The sequence below is a fragment of the Mesorhizobium sp. B2-4-15 genome, assembly GCF_006658505.1.
Taxonomy (GTDB): Bacteria; Pseudomonadota; Alphaproteobacteria; order Rhizobiales; family Rhizobiaceae; genus Mesorhizobium.
Genome location: NZ_VFUZ01000039.1, coordinates 13,509 through 32,989 on the forward strand (window position 1 = coordinate 13,509; position 19,481 = coordinate 32,989).

The following is a 19,481-nucleotide window of genomic DNA, read 5'->3' on the forward strand; positions in this document are numbered from 1 at the left end:
ATACGGCTCCCTTTCCATACCGCCTAATCTGGCAAGCCGGCCAGACGCCATCCGTCAACAAACGGCTGAGCATCACTCGGGCTCTTGAAAGGAGAGTTCGCCACCAAATCACCGACCCTCCAATTTTGATTCCCCGCAAGGAATAGGCGGGCTTCCTCCTGTGCCTCGGGAACGCGACCGGCAAGGGCAAGCGCGGGAACCAGGTGCTCCCTCGAACCCGTCCCGTACGTTTCTTCCCGGCTCAACGACACAACAGCTTCTTCATAGCGACCGGAGGAAATCTGCGCCATTCCCATGATCCAGAAATACCAACCGGGTGGACGAGGATTTATACGGAGCGCAGCACCACAAGCTATCAGCGCCGCTTGCGGATCGCCTAAGTAGATTTGAAGCTCACCCGTCCATGCGACCGCATCTGCATTGTTGGGATTAAGCCGAACGGCAGCATCGAATTGAGTTTTTGCTTCATCCCAATTACGCTCATAAAGCTGAACGCAGCCTAGGATTCTGCGAGCGTGGGAATCGTCGGGATCGATTTCCACGGCCCGTTGCGCGTGTATCAGAGCATTTGCGCGGCCGGGTTCCTGTGGCTCTCCCCAAACAATCCAGCCAAATAGCAGTGAGATGGCAAGATTGCTGTGCCCCTCGCAGTAGTTTGGATCGATCTGGACGGCACGTTCCAAGTCAGCACACGCCTCACTGTTGTCCGATCTAGAATTGTTGCACTTGCCTCGCGACCTAACACAGAGATCATAGGCTTCGAGATTTGACGGTCGGGAACGGGGAATAAGTTTCTTTTCACCAAGCTTGCCAGAAATCGCTTGAACAACGCGTCGCGTGACCTCGTCCTGAACGTCGAAGATGTCGGCGATTTCGCGGTCGAAGCGCTCGGCCCACACATGATTGCCGCCTTCTGCCGCATTGATAAGCTGCACATTGACGCGCAACCGCTTGTTGGATCGCCGGGCGCTGCCCTCGAGAACATATTTGACGCCCAGATCGCGAGCGATCTGACGGATGTCGGTGGGCTTGCCTTTATAGGCAAAGGTGGAGTTGCGGGCGATAACGAAGAAGCCGGACACATTCGACAGATCAGTGATGATGTCCTCCGTCAGCCCGTCGGTGAAAAATTCCTGTTCGGAATCGCCACTCATGTTGATGAAGGGCAGCACGGCAATCGAAGGCTTGTCGGGCGGTGCGGGCGGCTGCGAAAGCTTCTCCAGCACAAGGGGCTCACTTAGTGTCGCGGGCTTTGCCTTGGAGGGACCGCCGACCTGTAGCGAATAGACCCGGACCGGATCGGTGATGTTCTTGAGCTGAACCTCACCGCGATCGTTGATCGCGATGTCGAGCCGTGACTTTACCTGCCAGTAGGCCTGCTCGGAAAGACAGATATTGCCGGGTTCGCAGATGCCTTCCAGGCGTGCGGCGATGTTGACGCCATCACCCATAAGGTCACCATCGCGTTCTTGCACGACGTCGCCCAGGTGAATGCCGATCCGGAACTCAATGCGGCGATCATCCGGCACCCCGGCATTGCGCTCAAGCATGGCGTTCTGCACTTCGATCGCGCATCGCACTGCTTCTACCACGCTGCTGAACTCGACGAGGATCCCGTCGCCTGTGCGCTTGACGACGCGACCACGATGAACTGCGATGGTGGGATCGATGAGATCGCTGCGCAGCGCCCGCAGCCGCGCCAAGATGCGATCTTCATCTGCGCTGGCTAGCCGGCTGTAGCCGACTACATCCGAGACCAGGATCGCTGCTATTTTACGGGCCTCACTCATGTCGTGCTCCCTCGATCCAGTCTGCCACTACTGCCGAGCCAAAGGAAGATAGCTCGGAGCCATTGGTCGGTTGATCCGAATCGGATCGATTCCGGTCGTTCGAGACCAGTGTTGGGCAGACAACAGCCTGAGACCTGTCCATTGGCGATGCCCGCTTTTGATTGAATGGACTGGACCGTGGGAATGAATGAGGCGCAAAGCGGCCGTTTGGACAGCACGTGGGGGCTCATCCGGACTTGCACTATCAGGACGGCACAAACTGTCCAGAAGCCGGATCTAGTGTCCCAGGTTGTCCATGAGCGCCCGCAATCCGGGCTGAGGCGCGACCCAGAAAGTTCGAAAAGCTTCCAAGAACCCCAGCCAGACTGGACGGCAAATGGAGAACCTGTTCCTGCCGAACAGGGCTGGCCATTGCGATGATGGTAAAGTTGTCGTTGCCAGTTCTAGGGGCCGCGCCAGCATATCGGCCCCCAAGCGACACTCTCCAACACGCCATTTGTGGACTCTTCCAAGAGCGGAAGAAATCAATCCCTTCCGCGAGGCCCCGATCATACGATCAGAGGGCGCGTAGATTGGCGGGGAAGCTACGAAACGGCTCGTGTGGGATATCACGCGCGCCTGTCCATAAATCTCGGGGGCATTTAAGCATTGTCTAAAATACCAATAGGGCGCAGTATCCGTTTGCTCGTTGGACCTGTTTTTAGGAAAGGTCACCAACATGAAGGCTTCATATTGGCCTTCGGCGCCAGACCGTTCCAACCCAGCCGTTGACTGCGGTCTAGGCCTAGACAGGGCGTAGAGCGCCTGCTGATTCTGCGGAGGGCCAAATGCGAAACTCCTGGGCGCTTGGGATATTTCTGGCCATTGCGCCAGCCAATTACAGCTTCGCAGCGAACAAGGATCACGACCCTTGCGTTAAGCAGGACGGAAACCTCGATCAGAAGATCGAGGCATGTACCAGCGTCATTGATGACAAACGCGAGACTAAGAAGAACAGGTCTGCCGCCTACGACAATCGCGGCAACGCCTGGGAAGAAAAGGGCGACAAGGACCGCGCCATCGCCGACTATGACCAGGCGATCAAGCTCGACCCGAATAATGCCAAAGCCTACGACAATCGCGGTAATGCCTGGAACGAAAAGGGCGACTATGACCGCGCCGTCGCCGACTATGACCAGGCGATCAGGCTCGACCCGAATGATGCCAAAGCCAATAATGACTACGCCAACGCCTATATAAGCGACGGCGACGCTTCGATCGCCATAGGCGACGACGACCGCGCCATCGCCGACTATGGCCAGGCGCTCAAAGTCGACCCGAATAATGCCGAAGCCTTCTACAACCGCGGCGACGCCTGGTACGACAAAGACGATTATGACCGCGCCATCGCCGACTATGACCAGGCGATCAAGCTCGATCCGAATGCTGCCAACGCCTACAGCCATCGCGGCGACGCCTGGCGGGGCAAGGGCGACGACGACCGCGCCATCGTCGACTATGACCTGGCGATCAAGCTCGACCCGAACATTGCCAAGGTCTTCTACAATCGCGGCGACGCCTGGTACGACAAGGGCGACTACGACCACGCCATCGCCGACTACGACCAGGCGGTCAAGCTCGATTCGAACGATGCCAAAGCCTACAGCCATCGCGGTGATGCCTGGCAGGCCAAGAGCGACTATGACCGCGCGATCGCCGACTATGCCCAGGCGATCAAGCTCGATCCGAATTATGCCTTTGCCTACAACAATCTCGGCTTGGCTTGGGGTAGAAAGGGCGACGGCGACCGCGCCATCGCCGACTATAGCAAGGCAATCGACCTCGATCCCAAATATGCCACAGCCTACAGTAATCGCGGCGCGGCTTGGAGCAGCAAGGGCGACAGCGACCGCGCCATCGCCGACTACGACCGGGTGATAGAGCTTGATCCGAAAAATGCCGGCGCTTATTTGCGTCGCGGCATCTCTTTCTTTTTTGGCGGCCATATTGGAAAGGCCCAGGCGGATTTCGCGGAGGTCGTCGACAACTCGCCTAACAACACCTACGGCGCCATCATGCTGACGCTGACAAAGCGGGCAAACAGCCTGACGGTCGATCCTGATTCCGTCGAAAAAAATCTGGACATGAGAAAATGGCCGGCGCCAGTGGTAAGACTGCTCGAAGGCAAGCTTCAAACCGTAGATGTCATGGCGGCGGCATCCAGCCAGGGCGAGAAATGTGAAGCCAACTTCTACGTCGGCGCATTCGATCAGGTATCGAAGCAGGACGCCGACGCCATAAAGCAGTATCGGGCTGCTATCGATGGCTGCCCCAAGGATTTTGTCGAATACGGCGCGGCAAGGCTGGGCATGAAACAGCTGGGTGCCGCGCCTTAGGAGTCGCGAAATACCGCCGGGTCTGCCGCGCACAACGTCTCGTCCACACGTTGTCGGAACCCTCATGCTTGGCGGGCTGATCTATGTCAATGCATTGAAGCCCGGCCACTCCCCCGATCTTCGGCGCATGGCTCTCCGTCTCCGATCTGTGCACCGGCGCGATTTCGGGTGGCTGCACCAAGCAGGGACTACTCGCCTCCGCATGCTTTTCAGATTTCATCCGTGCCCACGACTGTTGGGTTGTGGGCGATCAAGACTATGTGTCTCTTCGCCTCGTGAACTTCCAACTGCGATGAGCGGCGAAGAATCGCAGCCCGATCTCGGCGGCATCGATCCAGTGCGGTCTTTTGACATTGGCCGGATGGTCTTCACGGGTCGCGTCCCCACAGGTGGTGTAGCTCGGCGATAGGGCAGCCGTTCGCGAGCGCGCCCTCAACAGCGCCGTAGCGAGCGAGCGGCTTTGCGGCGGTCATCGATGTTCCCCGGTAGGGTCTGGTTGTCGACACCAACCCCTTTGTGGAAGGACCACCGATGACCGACGACATGATGAACCTGCGCGCTCTCGTGGAGAAGACCCGGACGCCGATCTGCTGCGCGAGATGATCGGCTTTGCCGCCGAGCGGCTGATGGAGATGGAGGTGGGGGCTGCCACCGGCGCCGCCTATGGCGAGAAGAGCCCGCTTCGGCTGGCCCAGCGCAACGGCTACCGGGCCAGGGATTGGGAGACGCGCGCCGGCACGGTCGAGCTGCGCATACCCAAGCTCAGGAAGGGCTCCTACTTCCCTGGCTTCCTGGAGCCGCGCCGGATGGCTGAGAAGGCGCTGACGCGTGGACCGAGCCCGTCGAGATGCCCTTGGATGTAGGCCTCCTGGACGACGGCGCGCACCGGCAGGAGGAAGGCAGGACGCGACGATATCCAGCGTGATCCGTCCGACCCGATGCCGCCGCCCGGCACGATCATGTGGGCATGCGGATGGTGCGTCAGCGCCGAACCCCAGGTGGGGAGCACGGCTGTGATGCCGATGCGCGCGCAAAGGTGTTTTGGATCCGCCGCGATCGTCAGCATCGTCTCCGACGCGGCGCGGAATAGCAGGTCGTAGATCATCGCCCTACTGTAGAAGGCGATGCCGGCGACCTCGGCGGGCAGCGTGAAGAAGACGTGGAAGTATCCGACGGGTAATAGGTCGGCTTCGGGCTCGGCAAGCCAAGTGCGCGCGGCCGCGCCCCGCACTCTCACTCTAGGGGGCGTTGCGGGGTCTCCCCGCAGAAGGGGTCGGCCGAGACCGTGGCTCGGCCGCAGGGGAAGGCTTTCCCCAATTCAGGCGGTTTCTCGCTCATATAGACATGAGCAATCTCGATAATTGTGCTCATATAGGAGTGAGCGGAGCCAATTATTTTGCTCACATATATGTGTTAAAGATTGCCTGAAATGGACACATATATATGAGTGACGAGCAAGCCAGACTGGCCAGAAAGAACCTCGATAGACGGCTTTCTCCCCTGAGAGCCGCCCCTATCGTGACGCCCTCGCGTGGCTGGACGAAAGCCATTCGGGAGGCCCTAGGCATGACTACGCGCCAGCTCGCCGAGCGCATGGGCGTGGCCCCCTCTCGCGTGACGACGATCGAGAAGGCGGAAGCCCTGGGCGCGATCACCCTCAAGACCTTACGCGAGACAGCCGAAGCGCTCGACTGTCAGTTCGTCTATGCCTTTGTACCGACCAAGGCCCTCGACGACATTCTCCACGATCAGGCCGAGCGCAAGGTGAGGAACGAACTCGCGCATCTCAATCACACGATGCGTCTCGAAAATCAGGCGGTGAACGCGGAAGACCTTGAAGGGCAAAAGCGTCGCATCGTGGCGGACTACCTCTCGCACTTTTCGCGGAAGCTGTGGGACAAAGAATGAGCGATCCGCTTTTTGAGGGTGATGACGACGGGAACACACCGCTCGAAGCCGAGGAGCGCGAACAGCTCATTCCTTCCTACATCACGACGCGCGACGAGTTGAACGAGGCGGAACTTGCCAATATCGCCGACGCCGTTCGTTGGGTCGAGCGGCGAAAGCGCAAGGTGCTCGACCAAGGGTTCCTGAACGAGCTGCACAAACAGATGTATGGCGATGTGTGGAAGTGGGCGGGCACGTATCGCACGACGGCGCGCAACATCGACATCGACGCCTATCGCATCCCCGTCGAATATTATCAGGCGATCGACGATGCGAAATATTGGACCGAGCGCTCGACGTTTCCGCCGGATGAAATCGCGATCCGTTTCAGCCACCGGGTTGTTGCGATCCATCCCTATCCCAACGGGAATGGCCGCTTCTCGCGCATGATCGGCGACCTGCTTGCGATCGAACTCGGCCAGCCGCGGTTCACCTGGGGCCAGATCAATCTCGTTGATCCGTCGGCAACCCGAAAAGAGTATATTGCGGCACTCAAGGCCGCCGACGCGGGCGACTACGGCCCCTTGCTCGCGTTCGCCCGCTCGTAACGCTCTCGCCGCCGATCCCGCGAGCCTATCTCCCTCATGTTGCCAGTCGGCGATGAGGGTGATGCCATCGCCGAACTCGACAAAGCCTTCCGATCCGACGGCTCCGTCCTGCTCAACCGTAACCCGGCCGTTGGGAAACGCGTGGCTGTGCGGGAAAAGGAAGCGCATCTTCCTACACCGCCGACTTGCGTGGCTCGGGCTCCTTAGCATTCGGAAGTATGTGGCGCGGATACGGGCGGCGACCGGATGTGAGGTTGATCAGGCCCAGATACCGGGCCGCGTCATGCAACCGGGCTCAGACCGTGGATGCCGTCCTCCGAATTAGGAACGTATAATGTCGCCATGAAGCCCGACTTGACGTGATGACCCTCATGTGAGGACTATCGTCGCGAAGGCGCCGACCGGCAGCAGCTCATGACGCTCGCGACCGACGAGTTCATCCGCCGCTTCCTGCTCCACGTGTTGCCAAAGGGGTTCCACCGCATCCGGCACTGCGGACTGCTTGCCGGCTCTGCTCGCAAGGCCAGCGTCGCGCTTGCTCGTGAACTCCTGAACGTCGCCGTACCGTCCGACGATGACACCACGGACGAACCGGACAACTTCCGCCCGCCATGCCCCTGCTGTGGCGGCCGCATGATCGTCATCGAGGTGTTCGAACGATGGAGGCAGCCGCGCGGACCGCCACACGGTTCCCGGTCGACCGGGAGCAGCACGCCATGACCCGCCATGGAATGGTTCAGCCTTCAGCTGCGGGCACTCAGCCGCCGGCAACGGATCGACATACGTCTATGGTAATGATCGACTCCGACAGAGCCGCGCCCAGCCGCCCACCGTTCCGGCAACACCGCACGGAGGCGCAACGAAGCGGTCTGTCCGCACTCACCCCAGAGCTCCCCGACGGCGGTCGCGCCATCGCCGACATCTGCCGAAATCCGAAATCCCCATAGCCATCGTCTGTGGCCCGCGGGTTCCTTCCTCGGGGACTATCGTACGCCTGCCGGCGCCCGAAACTCTTCACGAAAGCTGACTGTCTCCTTTCGTGGGGTAACCGTGACGACATGCCTGTGGTAAATTGGGCATTCGGTGCCAATTGTGCGTTCGCTATTTACCGCTTGACCCCTTTCTTTGCCGAAAGGTTGCGCATCTTGATGGTGATACCCTCTGGCTGGATCGCAGTGAACTGCGACGTGAGCCCGTACTTCGCCCATTCGGGCCCGAAGCCCGCCATCACCGGACCTACACAAAAGGTAAACCGCTTCGGATTCTTCGCGACACCCGGCTCGCACTGATTGGTGATGTAGCAATGCGGTGCCTGGTTGGTTGGAACGTTGTCGGCAGAATAGATCAACTTGTCGTCGCAGGTGACTCTGATCCAGCCCGTCCTGTCGGCCGCCCATCGTACCTTCATGGAAAAGGCCACCCAGGAACCGAAACGCGCGGGCGACTGGCACTCGTTGCCGAGGAAGGTAACACCGTTGGTTGCGTCCACCTTCAGCATATAAAGAAAATTGTGGATGAACGGCCCCTCCCAACTGGCGATGCGAAGGCGGCTGTCCAATGCGCCCGGCAGAAAGCCCATCGCGTGGCCGTTGAAAAAGCCGGGGTAGTTGAACGATGGATCGACCCACAGGTCGAAGCGATAGTCGATGCTCTCGTCTATCTTGCCGTCCGGCCCAATCAATGTGGCGCGTACGTTGCCGTTGTGGCAGTCGTTCTCGCCACGGCCATCGCCGTAGTCCACGCTGCTGCATTTTCGATCGAATATCTGAAAAGTCGTGACGCCGCCCTTCGTCACCGGTTTCAACGGCCCGTTCAGCCCATTGTTCTTAAAGCCGGCAGGGAACCTGTCGGCCAGCGCGGAACTTGCGAACAGCGCCACCACCGACATCACAAACAGGAGAATGCACCGTTTCATGCTCCCCTCCCCCAGATCTGACAGGCGAGGCTATCAGCGAGGTGCCGGCCAGGCAATCAAGCGCTAGCCGTCGCTGTCGGACTCCTGGCATGACTGGTTACGCCAGTCGGCCTGATATTGGTCGAGACCGTGCATGACAGCCAGTACAACGAGGCGAACTGGTAGGCTGGACAGACAGAAGGCCCTGACTTTACGGGAAACACGTGGGTCGTGTCTCACCCGACCGTTTAGGACTCGGGGGTACCTTCCAAGAGGTGATGGCGGCCAAGAAGTCATTCACGGCGCGGCTCCTGCCGACAAGCTACTGCTGTTTCGTCGCAAGATGATGCACAAAGGCCAGCGCTTGGCGTTTGCATCCGCTACTCACCATCCACCCGAGAACGTTCAGCGGATTTTCGAGAACGGCGTTCTCCGGAAACACCTTGATTTCGATCAACGCTGATGTCTTGTTGGTCTCGACGATAAGAGATTTTACCTGGGCAGGAACACGGTCCGGAAGAGAGTAAGTGGGCTTGCCGGCGCTCCAGACCAAGCCGGTCAACGACAGTCCGCCGCCGAAGCGAACCGAGAACACTGCGCTCTCGCCGATCCCGCGGCGCGCAAGAACCACCTCGCCATTGCGGATACAACCGGGAGCGGATTCTTCGATGGAAATCGCCCAGGGATCGTCAAGTCCACTTGGTTTGGATTGATCGGCGGTAGTGCGTGCGCTTCCGATGGACTCGTTTCTCTGGCGCTCGTTCGTCAATAGGCTCGCTATCAGCGCAAGATTTGAGGGTCCAGCCTGCCCGTCGCTGGCCCGCTGCGGATTGTTGGACGTCAAGGCATCCTCGGTGACTACGAAGGCTGCAGGCCCTGAAATGGGATTCACGCTGCCGTCCTCGCCGAGCAATGTGACGACCGTACCGGCCGGCACGTTGATAACGTCGCTTGGCGCAAAGATCTTGCCCGGTGGCAGTTCATTCACAACCGGCTCGGTCGACAGGACCACGTATTGGCTGCCGGCCGCCGCGCGTTGCGCCGTCACAACAACGGCTGCGGCAAGGGTCAGGGCGGCGATGCACGAGATCGGATGCATGAGGCTCATGATGCCCTATTTGTCGGGAAGATGAATGTCTGCCCGGAAGTGTCCGCTTGCAAGACGGCTATGGTGAAAGGCGATCAGGGCGTCTTGCGGATAGTTTGTGACCAACAGCTCAAAGGCCGCTCTCGCGAGCTTGTCGCGGGCGGCGAGCAGGGCGTACGCCTTTCCATATTCCTCGCAAAGCATCGTATTTTCTGACGTACGGCTCATCGCCTCGAAAGTCTCGATGCCTTGGCTCTTGCCCTTGAGGTGCAGAACTCCTGCAGGGCGCAGCAAGAAGCGCGTTGCTTTCTTCGCGACTTCCAAGCTTATGCAATTTTTCGTGCCGATGTACTTGTTTGCGCCCTCCAGTCGGGCCGCGGTGTTTACCGTGTCTCCAATAGCTGTGTAGTTGAAGAACCGATTTCCTCCGAAGTTGCCGACGATTGCCGGCCCGCCATGAATACCTATGCGGGTGGCGCCGAATGAATGGCCTCGTCCTCTTTCTCTCAGCCGCTGGGCCTGATCCTGCACAGCCAGTGCCAGGGACACCGCCCGCTCCGCCTGGTCATCTTGCGCTGCCGGAGCTCCGAAGAAGCCGACCACCGCATCGCCGATGACCTTGTCGATCGTCGCGCCATGCCCGATGAACAACTCGCAGAGCCCGTCCAGATATTCGTTCAATATGTCTGCCAGCACCTCTGGCGCCAACTTCTCGCTGAGTGCCGTAAATCCCTCGACATCCGTGAATACGCAGGTGATCTCACGCCTCTCGCCACCAAGATGGAGAGCGTCGGGCTCCTTGACGATCGCTGCAACGACGGCCGGACTGACATATTTCGAGAACGCGCTCTGAATGAAGCGGCGAGCGTTCTCGTCGCGTCTCCAAGCCAGGAAGCCGGTGAAGGCCGACAGACCGAGCACAAGCAATGCCGGGGCGACCATCGGAAAGATGATCGCGAACCTCGCGAAGGCCCACGCCTCACCAATCCACACCAGCAGCAGCGCACCGGCGACCGCAACAGGTTTGATGACCACCGGGATCGGCCGCGAAACGATCCACAGGCAGAACAGCCCAGCAAGAAACATTGGCGCGTATCCCACCGCAAGCCAAGGGATCGTTACTCTGTCCCCGGACAAGAGCCCGGCCAACGCGTGGGCATGGATGGCGACGCCAGGGAGAACACCGGTTTCCGCGCCGCTCAACAAGGCGAACGGTGTTGGATGATGGTCTATTTGCTGCAGGTTCAGGCCGATAAGAACATATTTTCCCTCGAACCAATTCAGCGGTGCCAGCGGAACGGCCTGTGCCGGATAGGTTGGAAAGTTGAAGGGCAAGCTGTTTGCCGTGCGGTAGTAGGCCATTTCCTTCGGCCCGCGGTCGCGGCCAATGCCTGTCGATGCTGCAATCGCAGCAGCAAAGCTTGGCGTCCAGCCTCCTTTCGATACTCGACCGGGAAAAGCCCCACGGACCACGCCGTCGAGATTGTCGTGCGACAACGCGGCAAGGCCCCGCTTTGCCGACGGGGCGAACGCGTTGAGATAGTCAAACTGCCTCGGGGTGAGGCCGTCAATGCGCGACGCCGAGGCGATCACGACGGGCACGATGGCGGTTTCGATAACCTTCTCCAGCCGGGCATCCTTTTGCGGCTCTGTTGGCTGGTCGAACAGCAGGTCGATACCGATGACAAGCGGGTGAGCCGACTCGATCCGGGCCACGATGTCGGCCAGGAACCCGCGGTCCAGTGGTGAGCGGTATGGAAATTTCGCCAGGGTTTGTTCTGTTATTGCGACCACAACGATGTTGGGTGGAGCGCGAGTGAACGGCGAGATCGAGACCATCATCACATCGCGCAGAACATTCTCCAAGGGCGGTGAAACGAGAGCAGTCGAGATGCACAGCAGAACCAGATAGGCGAGCGAAGCGGCGATGCCACCTCGCCGGAGGCTGACGATCCCTCTAGGTATTCGCACTCCGAAATAGCCCCTAAGACAGTGGAAGCGCTACTTCCCGCCAGCATACCCGTTCGGCCCTGTCAGGCAAATTGACACCCGTTTTGCCTGGGAATGCAGGGGCTGGCGCCAAAACGGTGTCCGCCGAAAGCCACCTCCCTGCGCCGGCCATTCGTCCGCAGCCCGGGGGCAAAGCTCTTTTCGGTTGCATTAGCCTCTGCTACATTTCCCTGGGGGAGCCGTCTCTGCCATGCGCAGCGCTTTCATCCTGTTGGTTTTATTGTTTGTTGCTGTTGCGGGACAGGCAGCCGCCGAGAAACGGGTTGCGCTGGTAATTGGCAACTCGGCCTACCAACACGCCGCACAGCTAGCCAATCCGAAGAACGATTCGTCCGACATGAATGCCAAGCTTCAAAGCCTTGGCTTCGAGGTTGTCAGCGGCCAGGACCTCGACCTCGCGGGAATGCGTCGTACGGTGCGCCAGTTCCTGGACAAGCTCGACGGTGCCGACATGGCGCTGTTCTTCTATGCCGGGCATGGACTGCAGGTGAACGGCAACAACTACATGGTGCCGGTTGATGCCCAACTGTCCAGCTACAATGACCTCGACTTCGAGGCCCTTCCGATGGACCTCGTCCTTTCAGCGATGGAGCGCAGCACCAAGGTCAACCTCATCTTCCTGGATGCCTGCCGGGACAATCCGTTCGCCGAGAAGCTGTCCCGCTCGATGGGGACGCGCTCAGGCTCCGTGAGCCGGGGTCTGGCCAGGCTTGGCAGCGGAGTCGGCTCGCTCATAGCTTTCGCGACGCAACCGGGCAATGTCGCCATGGACGGAGCGGGGCGGAATTCTCCATTCACGAGCGCGCTGGTCGCTCACCTCGGCACACCGGGGCAGGACATCATGCGCGAACTCATCGATGTGCGCCGCGACGTGCTGGCGGCGACGGATGGCAAGCAAGTGCCGTGGGAGAACTCTTCGCTGACTGGCGAGGTCGTGTTGAAGCCTTTCCCCGAGGAACCGAAAGCGGCATCTGCCCCCACTTCACAGTCTGCGCCGCCGGAGAATGCTGTCGAGCTTGCTTATTGGGCAACGATCAAGGACTCGACCGACAAGAGCTTCTTCGAGGCGTATTTGCAGCAATTTCCGGGCGGCGTTTTTGCCCCCCTTGCGAGGTTGAAGATCGACGCGATCGACAAACGCATGGAAACGGAACGGCAGGCGGCGCACCTGCCGGAGGTGGGGCGCGCCACCAACGCGACCGACGATGCCAAGGGGACGGAAGTCGCAAGCCTTGAACATCGCGACCCGCTCGTGCAGTCATCGGCACCTACCACAGACCCCAGCGAACTTGTGCGCGCCACTCAAAGGGAACTCTCCCGCATAGGATGCCTTAAAGGCCAGGCTGACGGAGAATGGGGGGCCGGCAGCCGCGAAGCGCTTCAGGACTATGCTGATCGACAAGGTGTCGGGCTTGCATCGTTGGAACCGACAGCGGGACTTCTGGAAAGACTAAGGGCAGTCGGAGCACGTGTCTGCCCGCTTACTTGTGACAACGGAATGAGGGTGCAGGGCGATCGTTGTGTGCCTCAGGCGAGTGGTCTAAGCGCGTTTAATGGCACATGGAAATTAGTCAGACGAGCAACAACGGACTGCGGCGATTGGCGAGAACTCTCAACAACCGTCATGATAAGTGACGGCAAAGTATCGTCCAGCTCCGGATTTACGGGAAGTATTTCGGGCAGTGGCGCCATCAATATGAAGCAGGCCTTTGTCTATAAAGGAAGAACAGGCGGCAACACCCTGACTGGCGTCATAAGGGGTGACAATGGAACGGGCAAATTCAAAGGGACCGGAGCTGGCAGCGGGTGTTCAGGAAACATTATCATGGATAGGATGTAGAAATACGGCGTCGGCTGTCGCCCGCATCGGCGTCATTCAATCAACCCTCAGCGCCAGAACGCCGAATCCACTGCGTGAAAAGCGCGCTTGGCACTTGGTCCGTCGGCGGCGCCGGAACGGTCGCCGGTCCGCATGTCCGCCAATGTGAAACGGCAAATTGGCGGCCCTCCTGGTGTCGCGAACAGCGGCTGCTTTCAGGATTCACAGACGATGATCACTTCGACTGAGGTGCGGCGCTAAGCAGCGATGTCCGCAGTTGGGGATCGTGTCCACAGAGTGGTGTAACTGGCGGCATTGGTCGCCGCGCTCTCCGGTATGGGCCGGGCTGATCAGCGCGCCACGGCGGGCAGGCTGATGAGGGGATCATCGCTCAGTTGGCCGACGCTTTCCAGAGTCATGTAGCGGGCGCGCTGCACTGCTCATTCGCCGTTCTGTTCGAGCAGGAGTGCGCCGACAAGGCGCACGATGGCATCGTCGTTGGGGAAAAATGCCGACGACCTCGGTTCGGCGCTTGGTCTCGCCGTTGAGCCGCTCGATCGGATTCGTCGAGTGCAGCTTGGCGCGATGCTCCTTGGGGAGGGTCATGTAGGCGAGCACGTCGGGCTCGGCGTCATCCATGATTGTCGCCAGCTTCGAGACCTTGGGCCGGACCTGATCAGCCACGGCGCGCCACTGGGTGCTCGCGGCTTCCGGCGTTTCCTGGGCGAAGGCGGTGCGATGAAGGCCGAGACGACACGGCGGCCGCTCTTGCCGGCATGGGCCAAGACGTTGCGCATCAAGTGGACGCGGCACCTCTGCCACGTCGCGCACGGAACTTTGGTGACGGCCGCCTTGAGGCCTTCGTGCGCGTCGGAGACGACCAGCCTGACGCCGCGGAGGCCGCGGCGTGTCAGCTTACGCAGGAGCTCGGTCCAGATCGCCTCGGCCTCCGAGGCTCCGATCTCCATGCCCAGCACCTCGCGCCGGCCGTCCGCGTTGACGCCCACCGCAATGATGACGGCGACCGAGACGATGCGTCCGCCGCGGCGCACCTTCAGACAGGTGGCGTCGATCCACAGATAGGGCCAATCACCCTCGATCGGGCGATCGAGGAAGGCTTTCACCTTGCCATCGATCTCCTCCAGAGGCGGCCGACCTGGCTCTTCGAAATGGCCCAGTCTACGAAGAGGCATCCGCGCTGCGGCATGCAACGGAACGCAGCTGGCAAATCGCGCGCCCGACGGCGACAAGTGGCGCCGTGTGGTGCCCTCACCCAGGCCCTTGGAAATCCTGGAGACATCCGTCATTTCGTTCCTTGTCGAACGCGGCATCATCGTCATTTGCACCGGCGGGGGCGGTGTTCCTGTCATGGCGCGGGACGCCGGCAGTCTTTGCGGCGTCGAAGCCGTCATCGATAAGGATCTGGCGAGTTCGCTTCTCGCCCGTCAGTTGCAGGCAGATATGCTGTTGATGCTGACCGATGTCGAAGCGGTCTATGCCGACTATGGCACTCCTGCCGCCCGCGCACTCAGGCGGGTTGCTCCTGGAGAAATTTCCGCTCGATATTTTCCCGCCGGATCCATGGGGCCAAAGGTCGGCGCCGCAATCGAGTTTGCGGAAGCGACAGGCAAGCCTTCTGCCATTGGCAAACTCGACGATGCCATCGAAGTCGTCAGGGGTGAACGCGGCACGTGGTTCGAAGCCGGCGCTCCGCCTTCACTTGTCGAGCCTCGGAGGCTTTAGCAGCTGCGACACCGACAACATAGTTCTTTCCATAGGCCTTGGCGCATTTCGGGCACGTTGTGTAGAAGAAATACACCTCGCCCGGCTTAGCTTTTCGGGTGAGCACCATCTGCTGCATTGCCTGGTGCCACTCCCTCGCCTGACTGAACGGCCCCTCGAACACCTTTGTCAAGAAGTCGCCATTCAAAGTGGTCATCTCCTCGTCAGGTACTGGTTTCGAAATCGAAAATAGGCGTTCGCTGGTCGTTCCCCGAGAGACAATCTACCCCTTTTCGGCGCGCCTTTCGTCGCAGCTCTGCGAAGTGATCGAGCAAACCCGGAATGTCGCTCCCCGACACGATGTGTCTCGACATTCTCTCGCCCGCACCTGGCGAAAGCGAGGTCACGAGCCATTTTGAACGAGACAGTTCTAACGAGACAAATATTGCGGCAAGATCGACGCGGATAGGTGGTGAAACTGTCCGATGCTTCCTGGGCAAGGGCAGCAACGCCTTCGCTCGGCGAAGCAAGAAAGTCTCGCATATACCAGCCTCCTGAACCGCCGGCAAAAAGCAGCAGGACAGCGGCTATTGCGGCTCGCCAGCAGCACCTGAAGTCGACCAACATGCTCGAACGCCTCAACGAAGAGATCAGGCGCCGCACCTATGTCGTGCGCATCTTCCCGAACACCGAAAGCTGCCTGCGCCTGGTCAGGGCGCTGGCCGTCGAGACCAACGAAAACTGGATGGAGGCCAACCGCTACATCAACATGGACGACCTGCGCGAGCACAAGAAGCTCGCTCTGCGCCAAGCCGCATGACCAGCCTCATGGCCGCCCCCTTTTTGCAGAACTTGACGCACACAACCCAGGCGCGCTTAGCGGCGGAACAATCTGGATTCTGCGGTGTTTGGTTCCCGGAAAGTCGGAAGCGGGTGCAGCGAATTGGGTGAACGATACAAGTGGACTGGATCGATGAGGGTTGCCCAAGTCGCACCGTTAACAGAAAGCGTTCCCCCAAAACTCTATGGTGGTACCGAGCGGATCGTGTCGTACCTTGCCGAGGAGCTTGTCCGTCGTGGTCATGAGGTCACGCTTTTCGCAAGTGGAGATTCGCACACCTCAGCGGAGCTCATAAAGTGCTGCGACCGGGCCTTGAGGCTTGATCCGACCGTTCTGGATCCCATTCCTCATCACATTGTAATGCTCGATCGCGTTCGGCGGGTTGCCGACGAGTTTGACGTTATTCATTTTCACACTGATCTGCTGCAGTTCCCACTGCTCAACACCCTCCAAACTCCTGCGCTCACGACCCTTCATGGACGGCTTGATCTTCCTGACCTGCATCCGTTCTATCAAAGCTTTTCCGACGTGCCGCTGGTATCGATCTCGGATGAACAACGTCGCCCGATGCCGCCCGTCAATTGGGTCGGAACAGTCTATAACGGGCTGCCGCGCGATCTACTGCCGATGACGATGCATCCCTCGGGTGATTATCTGGCATTTCTCGGCCGTATTTCTCCGGAAAAAGGTCCAGAGACAGCGATCGAGATCGCCACGCGCGCTGGCATGGCATTGAAGATCGCGGCCAAAATCGACAAGCAGGACAGGCTATTTTGGGAGAACGTAATCTCACCCATGATCGCCACGCATCCCAACGTGGAATTCCTCGGCGAAATAGATGAACATCACAAGGCCGATTTCCTCGGCAACGCTCGGGCACTGCTTTTCCCTATAAACTGGCCCGAGCCCTTTGGGTTGGTGATGATCGAAGCCATGGCATGCGGTACCCCCGTAATCGCGTTTGATCGAGGCGCGGTGCCCGAGGTGATTGACCATGGCGTCTCGGGTTTTGTCGTAAAAACTGTCGACGAGGGAATTGAGGCGATAAGATCAGTCGGCAATTTGGATCGGCGACGGATCCGGGCTATTTTCGAAGAACGGTTCTCGGCCGACCGTATGGTGTCCGACTATGTGTCGATTTATGATCGCCTTGTCGCGCTATCGTCAGGCGCTGTGACGGCTCGCGCCAGGGGCGCTCAACTGTCAGCTTGAAGCTAGAGGTCTCAGCGATGCAATCCGTGAGTGCTGAAGCGATCTCCCATGCACCTTTTCCCGGGGGATCTGGCGTTACGCATCTTGCCCAGCTTTTCGTCCCCTCCCTGCAGGAGCGCCGGCCCCGAACATTAAAGCATGACGATATTTTCGGCGTCTTCGACCGTAACGGCGACGTCCTCTCCGGACCTGGTAGCCCAGACGGGATTTACTATCGCGACACACGCTATCTTTCGCATCTTGGTCTGACGATCAATGGCGCCAGGCCTATGCTGCTCAGTTCGACATTGCGCGACGACAATGCGACCTTGACCTGCGATTTAACCAATCCAGACATTTTCGATGCCGAAGGCGTTCGTGTGCTGAAGCACGACTTAATTCATCTCCGGCGGACGCGGTTGCTGTGGGACGCCCGATGTTTCGAGCGGCTGGCTGTGCGAAATTTCGATGAAGTTCCGCATCGTCTCCAGCTTGAACTGGTTTTCGCATCCGACTTTGCGGATCTGTTCGAAGTCCGGGGCACGCCGCGCCCCCAGCGCGGACAGGATTGTCAACCGGACGTGACCGGTGAGCGGGTCTCGCTTGCTTACGTGGGCTTGGATGGCGTGCGACGCACTACCATTTTGTCCTTCGATCCCGTGCCGGCGACGCTCACCGGTGAACAGGCGACCTTCGTGATCGAACTCGCACCTCACGAGACACATTCGCTTTTCGTCGATGTCGGCTGTGACAACGAGGAAATCGGCGACCCGTCGCCTCGCCGCACTTTTTTCATTGCACTTCGCGATGCGCGGCGGGCGCTGCGCTATTCCACATCAAAGGCCGCCGCCATAACGACCTCCAACGAACTCTTTGATGAGGCGATGCACCGAAGTGTGGCGGACCTCTACATGCTGATCACACAAACGCCTGAGGGACCCTATCCGTTTGCTGGCATTCCATGGTTCAGCACCGTGTTCGGGCGCGACGCTCTCATCACTGCCATGGAGATGCTTTGGCTCGACCCATCGATAGCACGCGGCGTGCTCCTTTATCTCGCAGCCAATCAGGCAACCGCGGTGGATCATGTGTCGGACGCGGAACCTGGCAAAATCCTTCATGAAGTGCGGCATGGTGAAATGGCGGTGCTTCGGGAGGTACCTTTCCGCCGATATTATGGCAGTGTCGACTCGACGCCCCTCTTCATCATGTTGGCAGGTGCCTATCTAGAGAGGACAAGCGATCTGGACACATTGCGGCGTCTGATGCCCAACATCGAAGCTGCTCTGGCGTGGATTGACGATTACGGTGACCGCGACAAAGACGGCTTCGTCGAGTACCAGCGATTGACGCCCGATGGTTTGGCAAACCAGGGTTGGAAGGACAGCAGCGATTCTGTTTTTCACGCGGATGGAACGCTTGCGAAGGGACCGATCGCACTCGCCGAGGTGCAGGCGTACGTTTACGGAGCGTGGTGCGCGGCCGCTGCGATCTCTCGTCGGCTCGGCAATTCGGCCCGAGCCAACAAGCTCGAAGCCAGGGCATCAGACCTCCGCGACCGTTTCGACGTCTGCTTTTTCGACGAGCAACTCGGCACGTATGTGCTTGCGCTCGACGGAGACAAGCGCCCCTGCAGGGTGCGTTCGTCGAATGCCGGTCATACACTTTTCACCGGTCTCGCGCGTGCCGAGCGAGCAAAGCGTGTAGTGCAGAGTCTCACGGAGCGCGCCTTCTTTACGGGCTGGGGTATCAGAACGATCGCGGCAACAGAGGCCCGCTACAACCCAATGAGCTATCACAATGGCTCTGTCTGGCCGCATGATAACGCGCTGATCGCCGCCGGCTTCGCTCGCTATGGCTTCCGACATGAAGCTGCCAAGATATTCGAAGGCCTGTTCGCCGCCTCGACATATCTCGATCTGCGCCGCCTGCCAGAACTATTTTGCGGCTTCCCGCGCCAAAGTGCCCAAGCACCGACCTTCTATCCGGTCGCATGCAATCCCCAGGCGTGGGCGGCCGCTGCGCCCTTGCTTTTCGTCCAAGCTTGCCTCGGCCTCGAGTTCGATCCGAAATCGCAGTTTGTCGTTTTTGATGCCCCTGTCTTGCCTAGATTCCTGGACCAAATCGTCTTGAGGCGGCTTTCTCTGGGTGCCGCGTCGGTGGACGTGGCGCTCCGTCGTACCGGCTCCCAGGTGGTCGTGGACGTGCTTGGCCGCACTGGATCGATCAGAGTCGTGGCGAAGAGCTGACCAGCGGC

Annotated in this window: 12 protein-coding genes and 6 pseudogenes; 10 read left to right on the forward strand and 8 right to left on the reverse strand. The window is 59.6% G+C overall.

The genetic code is table 11. The features are described 5' to 3' along the window. Positions 1-23 precede the first annotated feature (23 nt). The gene (locus tag FJ930_RS28315) at positions 24-1,790 is read right to left on the reverse strand and encodes an adenylate/guanylate cyclase domain-containing protein (protein ID WP_141840969.1); all 1,767 of its coding nucleotides are present in this window, start codon (positions 1,788-1,790) and stop codon (positions 24-26) included. 827 nt (positions 1,791-2,617) lie between these two features. Between FJ930_RS28315 and FJ930_RS28320 the strand changes: the two genes are divergently transcribed. Both FJ930_RS28320 and FJ930_RS28325 read left to right on the forward strand, forming a co-directional pair. Beyond that, positions 2,618-4,165 carry a tetratricopeptide repeat protein gene (locus tag FJ930_RS28320; protein WP_141840970.1) on the forward strand — a complete coding sequence of 516 codons (1,548 nt, stop codon included), beginning with the start codon at positions 2,618-2,620 and terminating at the stop codon, positions 4,163-4,165. A 531-nt stretch (positions 4,166-4,696) separates the two neighbouring features. Next, a pseudogene (locus FJ930_RS28325) lies at positions 4,697-4,992 on the forward strand (transposase); the annotation flags it as partial. A 47-nt stretch (positions 4,993-5,039) separates the two neighbouring features. Here FJ930_RS28325 and FJ930_RS28330 read toward each other — a convergent pair. Next, positions 5,040-5,399: pseudogene (locus FJ930_RS28330) on the reverse strand (transposase); the annotation flags it as partial. Between the two features lie 209 nt (positions 5,400-5,608). Between FJ930_RS28330 and FJ930_RS28335 the strand changes: the two are divergent. The 3 genes and pseudogenes from FJ930_RS28335 to FJ930_RS28345 all read left to right on the forward strand — a co-directional run. Continuing rightward, complete coding sequence (locus tag FJ930_RS28335) at positions 5,609-6,073, forward strand: mobile mystery protein A (protein WP_140745357.1); 465 nt, start codon at positions 5,609-5,611, stop codon at positions 6,071-6,073. Further along, positions 6,070-6,660 carry a mobile mystery protein B gene (locus tag FJ930_RS28340; RefSeq protein WP_141840971.1) on the forward strand — a complete coding sequence of 197 codons (591 nt, stop codon included), beginning with the start codon at positions 6,070-6,072 and terminating at the stop codon, positions 6,658-6,660. Before FJ930_RS28335 ends, FJ930_RS28340 begins: the two co-directional genes overlap by 4 nt. A gap of 375 nt (positions 6,661-7,035) precedes the next feature. After that, positions 7,036-7,380 (forward strand): annotated as a pseudogene (locus tag FJ930_RS28345) (transposase); the annotation flags it as partial. A 385-nt stretch (positions 7,381-7,765) separates the two neighbouring features. On the opposite strand, the gene FJ930_RS28355 reads toward FJ930_RS28345, so the two are convergent. From FJ930_RS28355 to FJ930_RS28365, 3 genes are all read right to left on the reverse strand, one after another. Then, on the reverse strand, positions 7,766-8,575 hold the full coding sequence (locus FJ930_RS28355; protein WP_141840973.1) for a hypothetical protein: 810 nt from the start codon (positions 8,573-8,575) through the stop codon (positions 7,766-7,768). A gap of 301 nt (positions 8,576-8,876) precedes the next feature. Continuing rightward, positions 8,877-9,662: a hypothetical protein gene (locus tag FJ930_RS28360; RefSeq protein WP_140745351.1), complete on the reverse strand. Its 786-nt coding sequence runs from the start codon at positions 9,660-9,662 to the stop codon at positions 8,877-8,879. 6 nt (positions 9,663-9,668) lie between these two features. Further along, positions 9,669-11,612: an adenylate/guanylate cyclase domain-containing protein gene (locus FJ930_RS28365; RefSeq protein ID WP_141840974.1), complete on the reverse strand. Its 1,944-nt coding sequence runs from the start codon at positions 11,610-11,612 to the stop codon at positions 9,669-9,671. Positions 11,613-11,841: 229 nt separating this feature from the next. Here FJ930_RS28365 and FJ930_RS28370 point away from each other — a divergent pair, with 229 nt between their 5' ends. After that, positions 11,842-13,491 carry a caspase domain-containing protein gene (locus FJ930_RS28370; RefSeq protein ID WP_140745348.1) on the forward strand — a complete coding sequence of 550 codons (1,650 nt, stop codon included), beginning with the start codon at positions 11,842-11,844 and terminating at the stop codon, positions 13,489-13,491. A 329-nt stretch (positions 13,492-13,820) separates the two neighbouring features. On the opposite strand, the pseudogene FJ930_RS28375 reads toward FJ930_RS28370, so the two are convergent. Further along, positions 13,821-14,641 (reverse strand): annotated as a pseudogene (locus FJ930_RS28375) (IS256 family transposase); the annotation flags it as partial. A 92-nt stretch (positions 14,642-14,733) separates the two neighbouring features. Between FJ930_RS28375 and FJ930_RS28380 the strand changes: the two are divergent. Next, entirely contained in the window at positions 14,734-15,213 is a 480-nt protein-coding gene (locus FJ930_RS28380) for a hypothetical protein (RefSeq protein ID WP_348642764.1), read from the forward strand. Here FJ930_RS28380 and FJ930_RS30865 read toward each other — a convergent pair. Both FJ930_RS30865 and FJ930_RS28390 read right to left on the reverse strand, forming a co-directional pair. Next, complete coding sequence (locus FJ930_RS30865; RefSeq protein WP_348642214.1) at positions 15,143-15,475, reverse strand: hydrolase; 333 nt, start codon at positions 15,473-15,475, stop codon at positions 15,143-15,145. The two genes, FJ930_RS28380 and FJ930_RS30865, sit on opposite strands and share 71 nt — an antisense overlap. 16 nt (positions 15,476-15,491) lie before the next feature. Next, positions 15,492-15,692, reverse strand: a pseudogene (locus tag FJ930_RS28390) (IS110 family transposase); the annotation flags it as partial. A gap of 98 nt (positions 15,693-15,790) precedes the next feature. On the opposite strand from FJ930_RS28390, the pseudogene FJ930_RS28395 reads away from it, so the two are divergent. From FJ930_RS28395 to FJ930_RS28405, 3 genes and pseudogenes are all read left to right on the forward strand, one after another. Then, positions 15,791-16,012, forward strand: a pseudogene (locus FJ930_RS28395) (transposase); the annotation flags it as partial. A gap of 153 nt (positions 16,013-16,165) precedes the next feature. Continuing rightward, on the forward strand, positions 16,166-17,245 hold the full coding sequence (locus FJ930_RS28400; RefSeq protein ID WP_140745344.1) for a glycosyltransferase family 4 protein: 1,080 nt from the start codon (positions 16,166-16,168) through the stop codon (positions 17,243-17,245). Between the two features lie 17 nt (positions 17,246-17,262). After that, the gene (locus tag FJ930_RS28405; RefSeq protein WP_140745342.1) at positions 17,263-19,473 is read left to right on the forward strand and encodes an amylo-alpha-1,6-glucosidase; all 2,211 of its coding nucleotides are present in this window, start codon (positions 17,263-17,265) and stop codon (positions 19,471-19,473) included. Positions 19,474-19,481: the final 8 nt, after the last annotated feature.

What these genes read in the sequence shown, in the direction of transcription:
- FJ930_RS28315 (WP_141840969.1), bottom strand. Translation starts at nt 1,790, where the DNA reads ATGAGTGAGGCCCGTAAAATAGCAGCGATCCTGGTCTCGGATGTAGTC.
- FJ930_RS28320 (WP_141840970.1), top strand. Translation starts at nt 2,618, where the DNA reads ATGCGAAACTCCTGGGCGCTTGGGATATTTCTGGCCATTGCGCCAGCC.
- FJ930_RS28335 (WP_140745357.1), top strand. Translation starts at nt 5,609, where the DNA reads ATGAGTGACGAGCAAGCCAGACTGGCCAGAAAGAACCTCGATAGACGG.
- FJ930_RS28340 (WP_141840971.1), top strand. Translation starts at nt 6,070, where the DNA reads ATGAGCGATCCGCTTTTTGAGGGTGATGACGACGGGAACACACCGCTC.
- FJ930_RS28355 (WP_141840973.1), bottom strand. Translation starts at nt 8,575, where the DNA reads ATGAAACGGTGCATTCTCCTGTTTGTGATGTCGGTGGTGGCGCTGTTC.
- FJ930_RS28360 (WP_140745351.1), bottom strand. Translation starts at nt 9,662, where the DNA reads ATGAGCCTCATGCATCCGATCTCGTGCATCGCCGCCCTGACCCTTGCC.
- FJ930_RS28370 (WP_140745348.1), top strand. Translation starts at nt 11,842, where the DNA reads ATGCGCAGCGCTTTCATCCTGTTGGTTTTATTGTTTGTTGCTGTTGCG.
- FJ930_RS28400 (WP_140745344.1), top strand. Translation starts at nt 16,166, where the DNA reads ATGAGGGTTGCCCAAGTCGCACCGTTAACAGAAAGCGTTCCCCCAAAA.
- FJ930_RS28405 (WP_140745342.1), top strand. Translation starts at nt 17,263, where the DNA reads ATGCAATCCGTGAGTGCTGAAGCGATCTCCCATGCACCTTTTCCCGGG.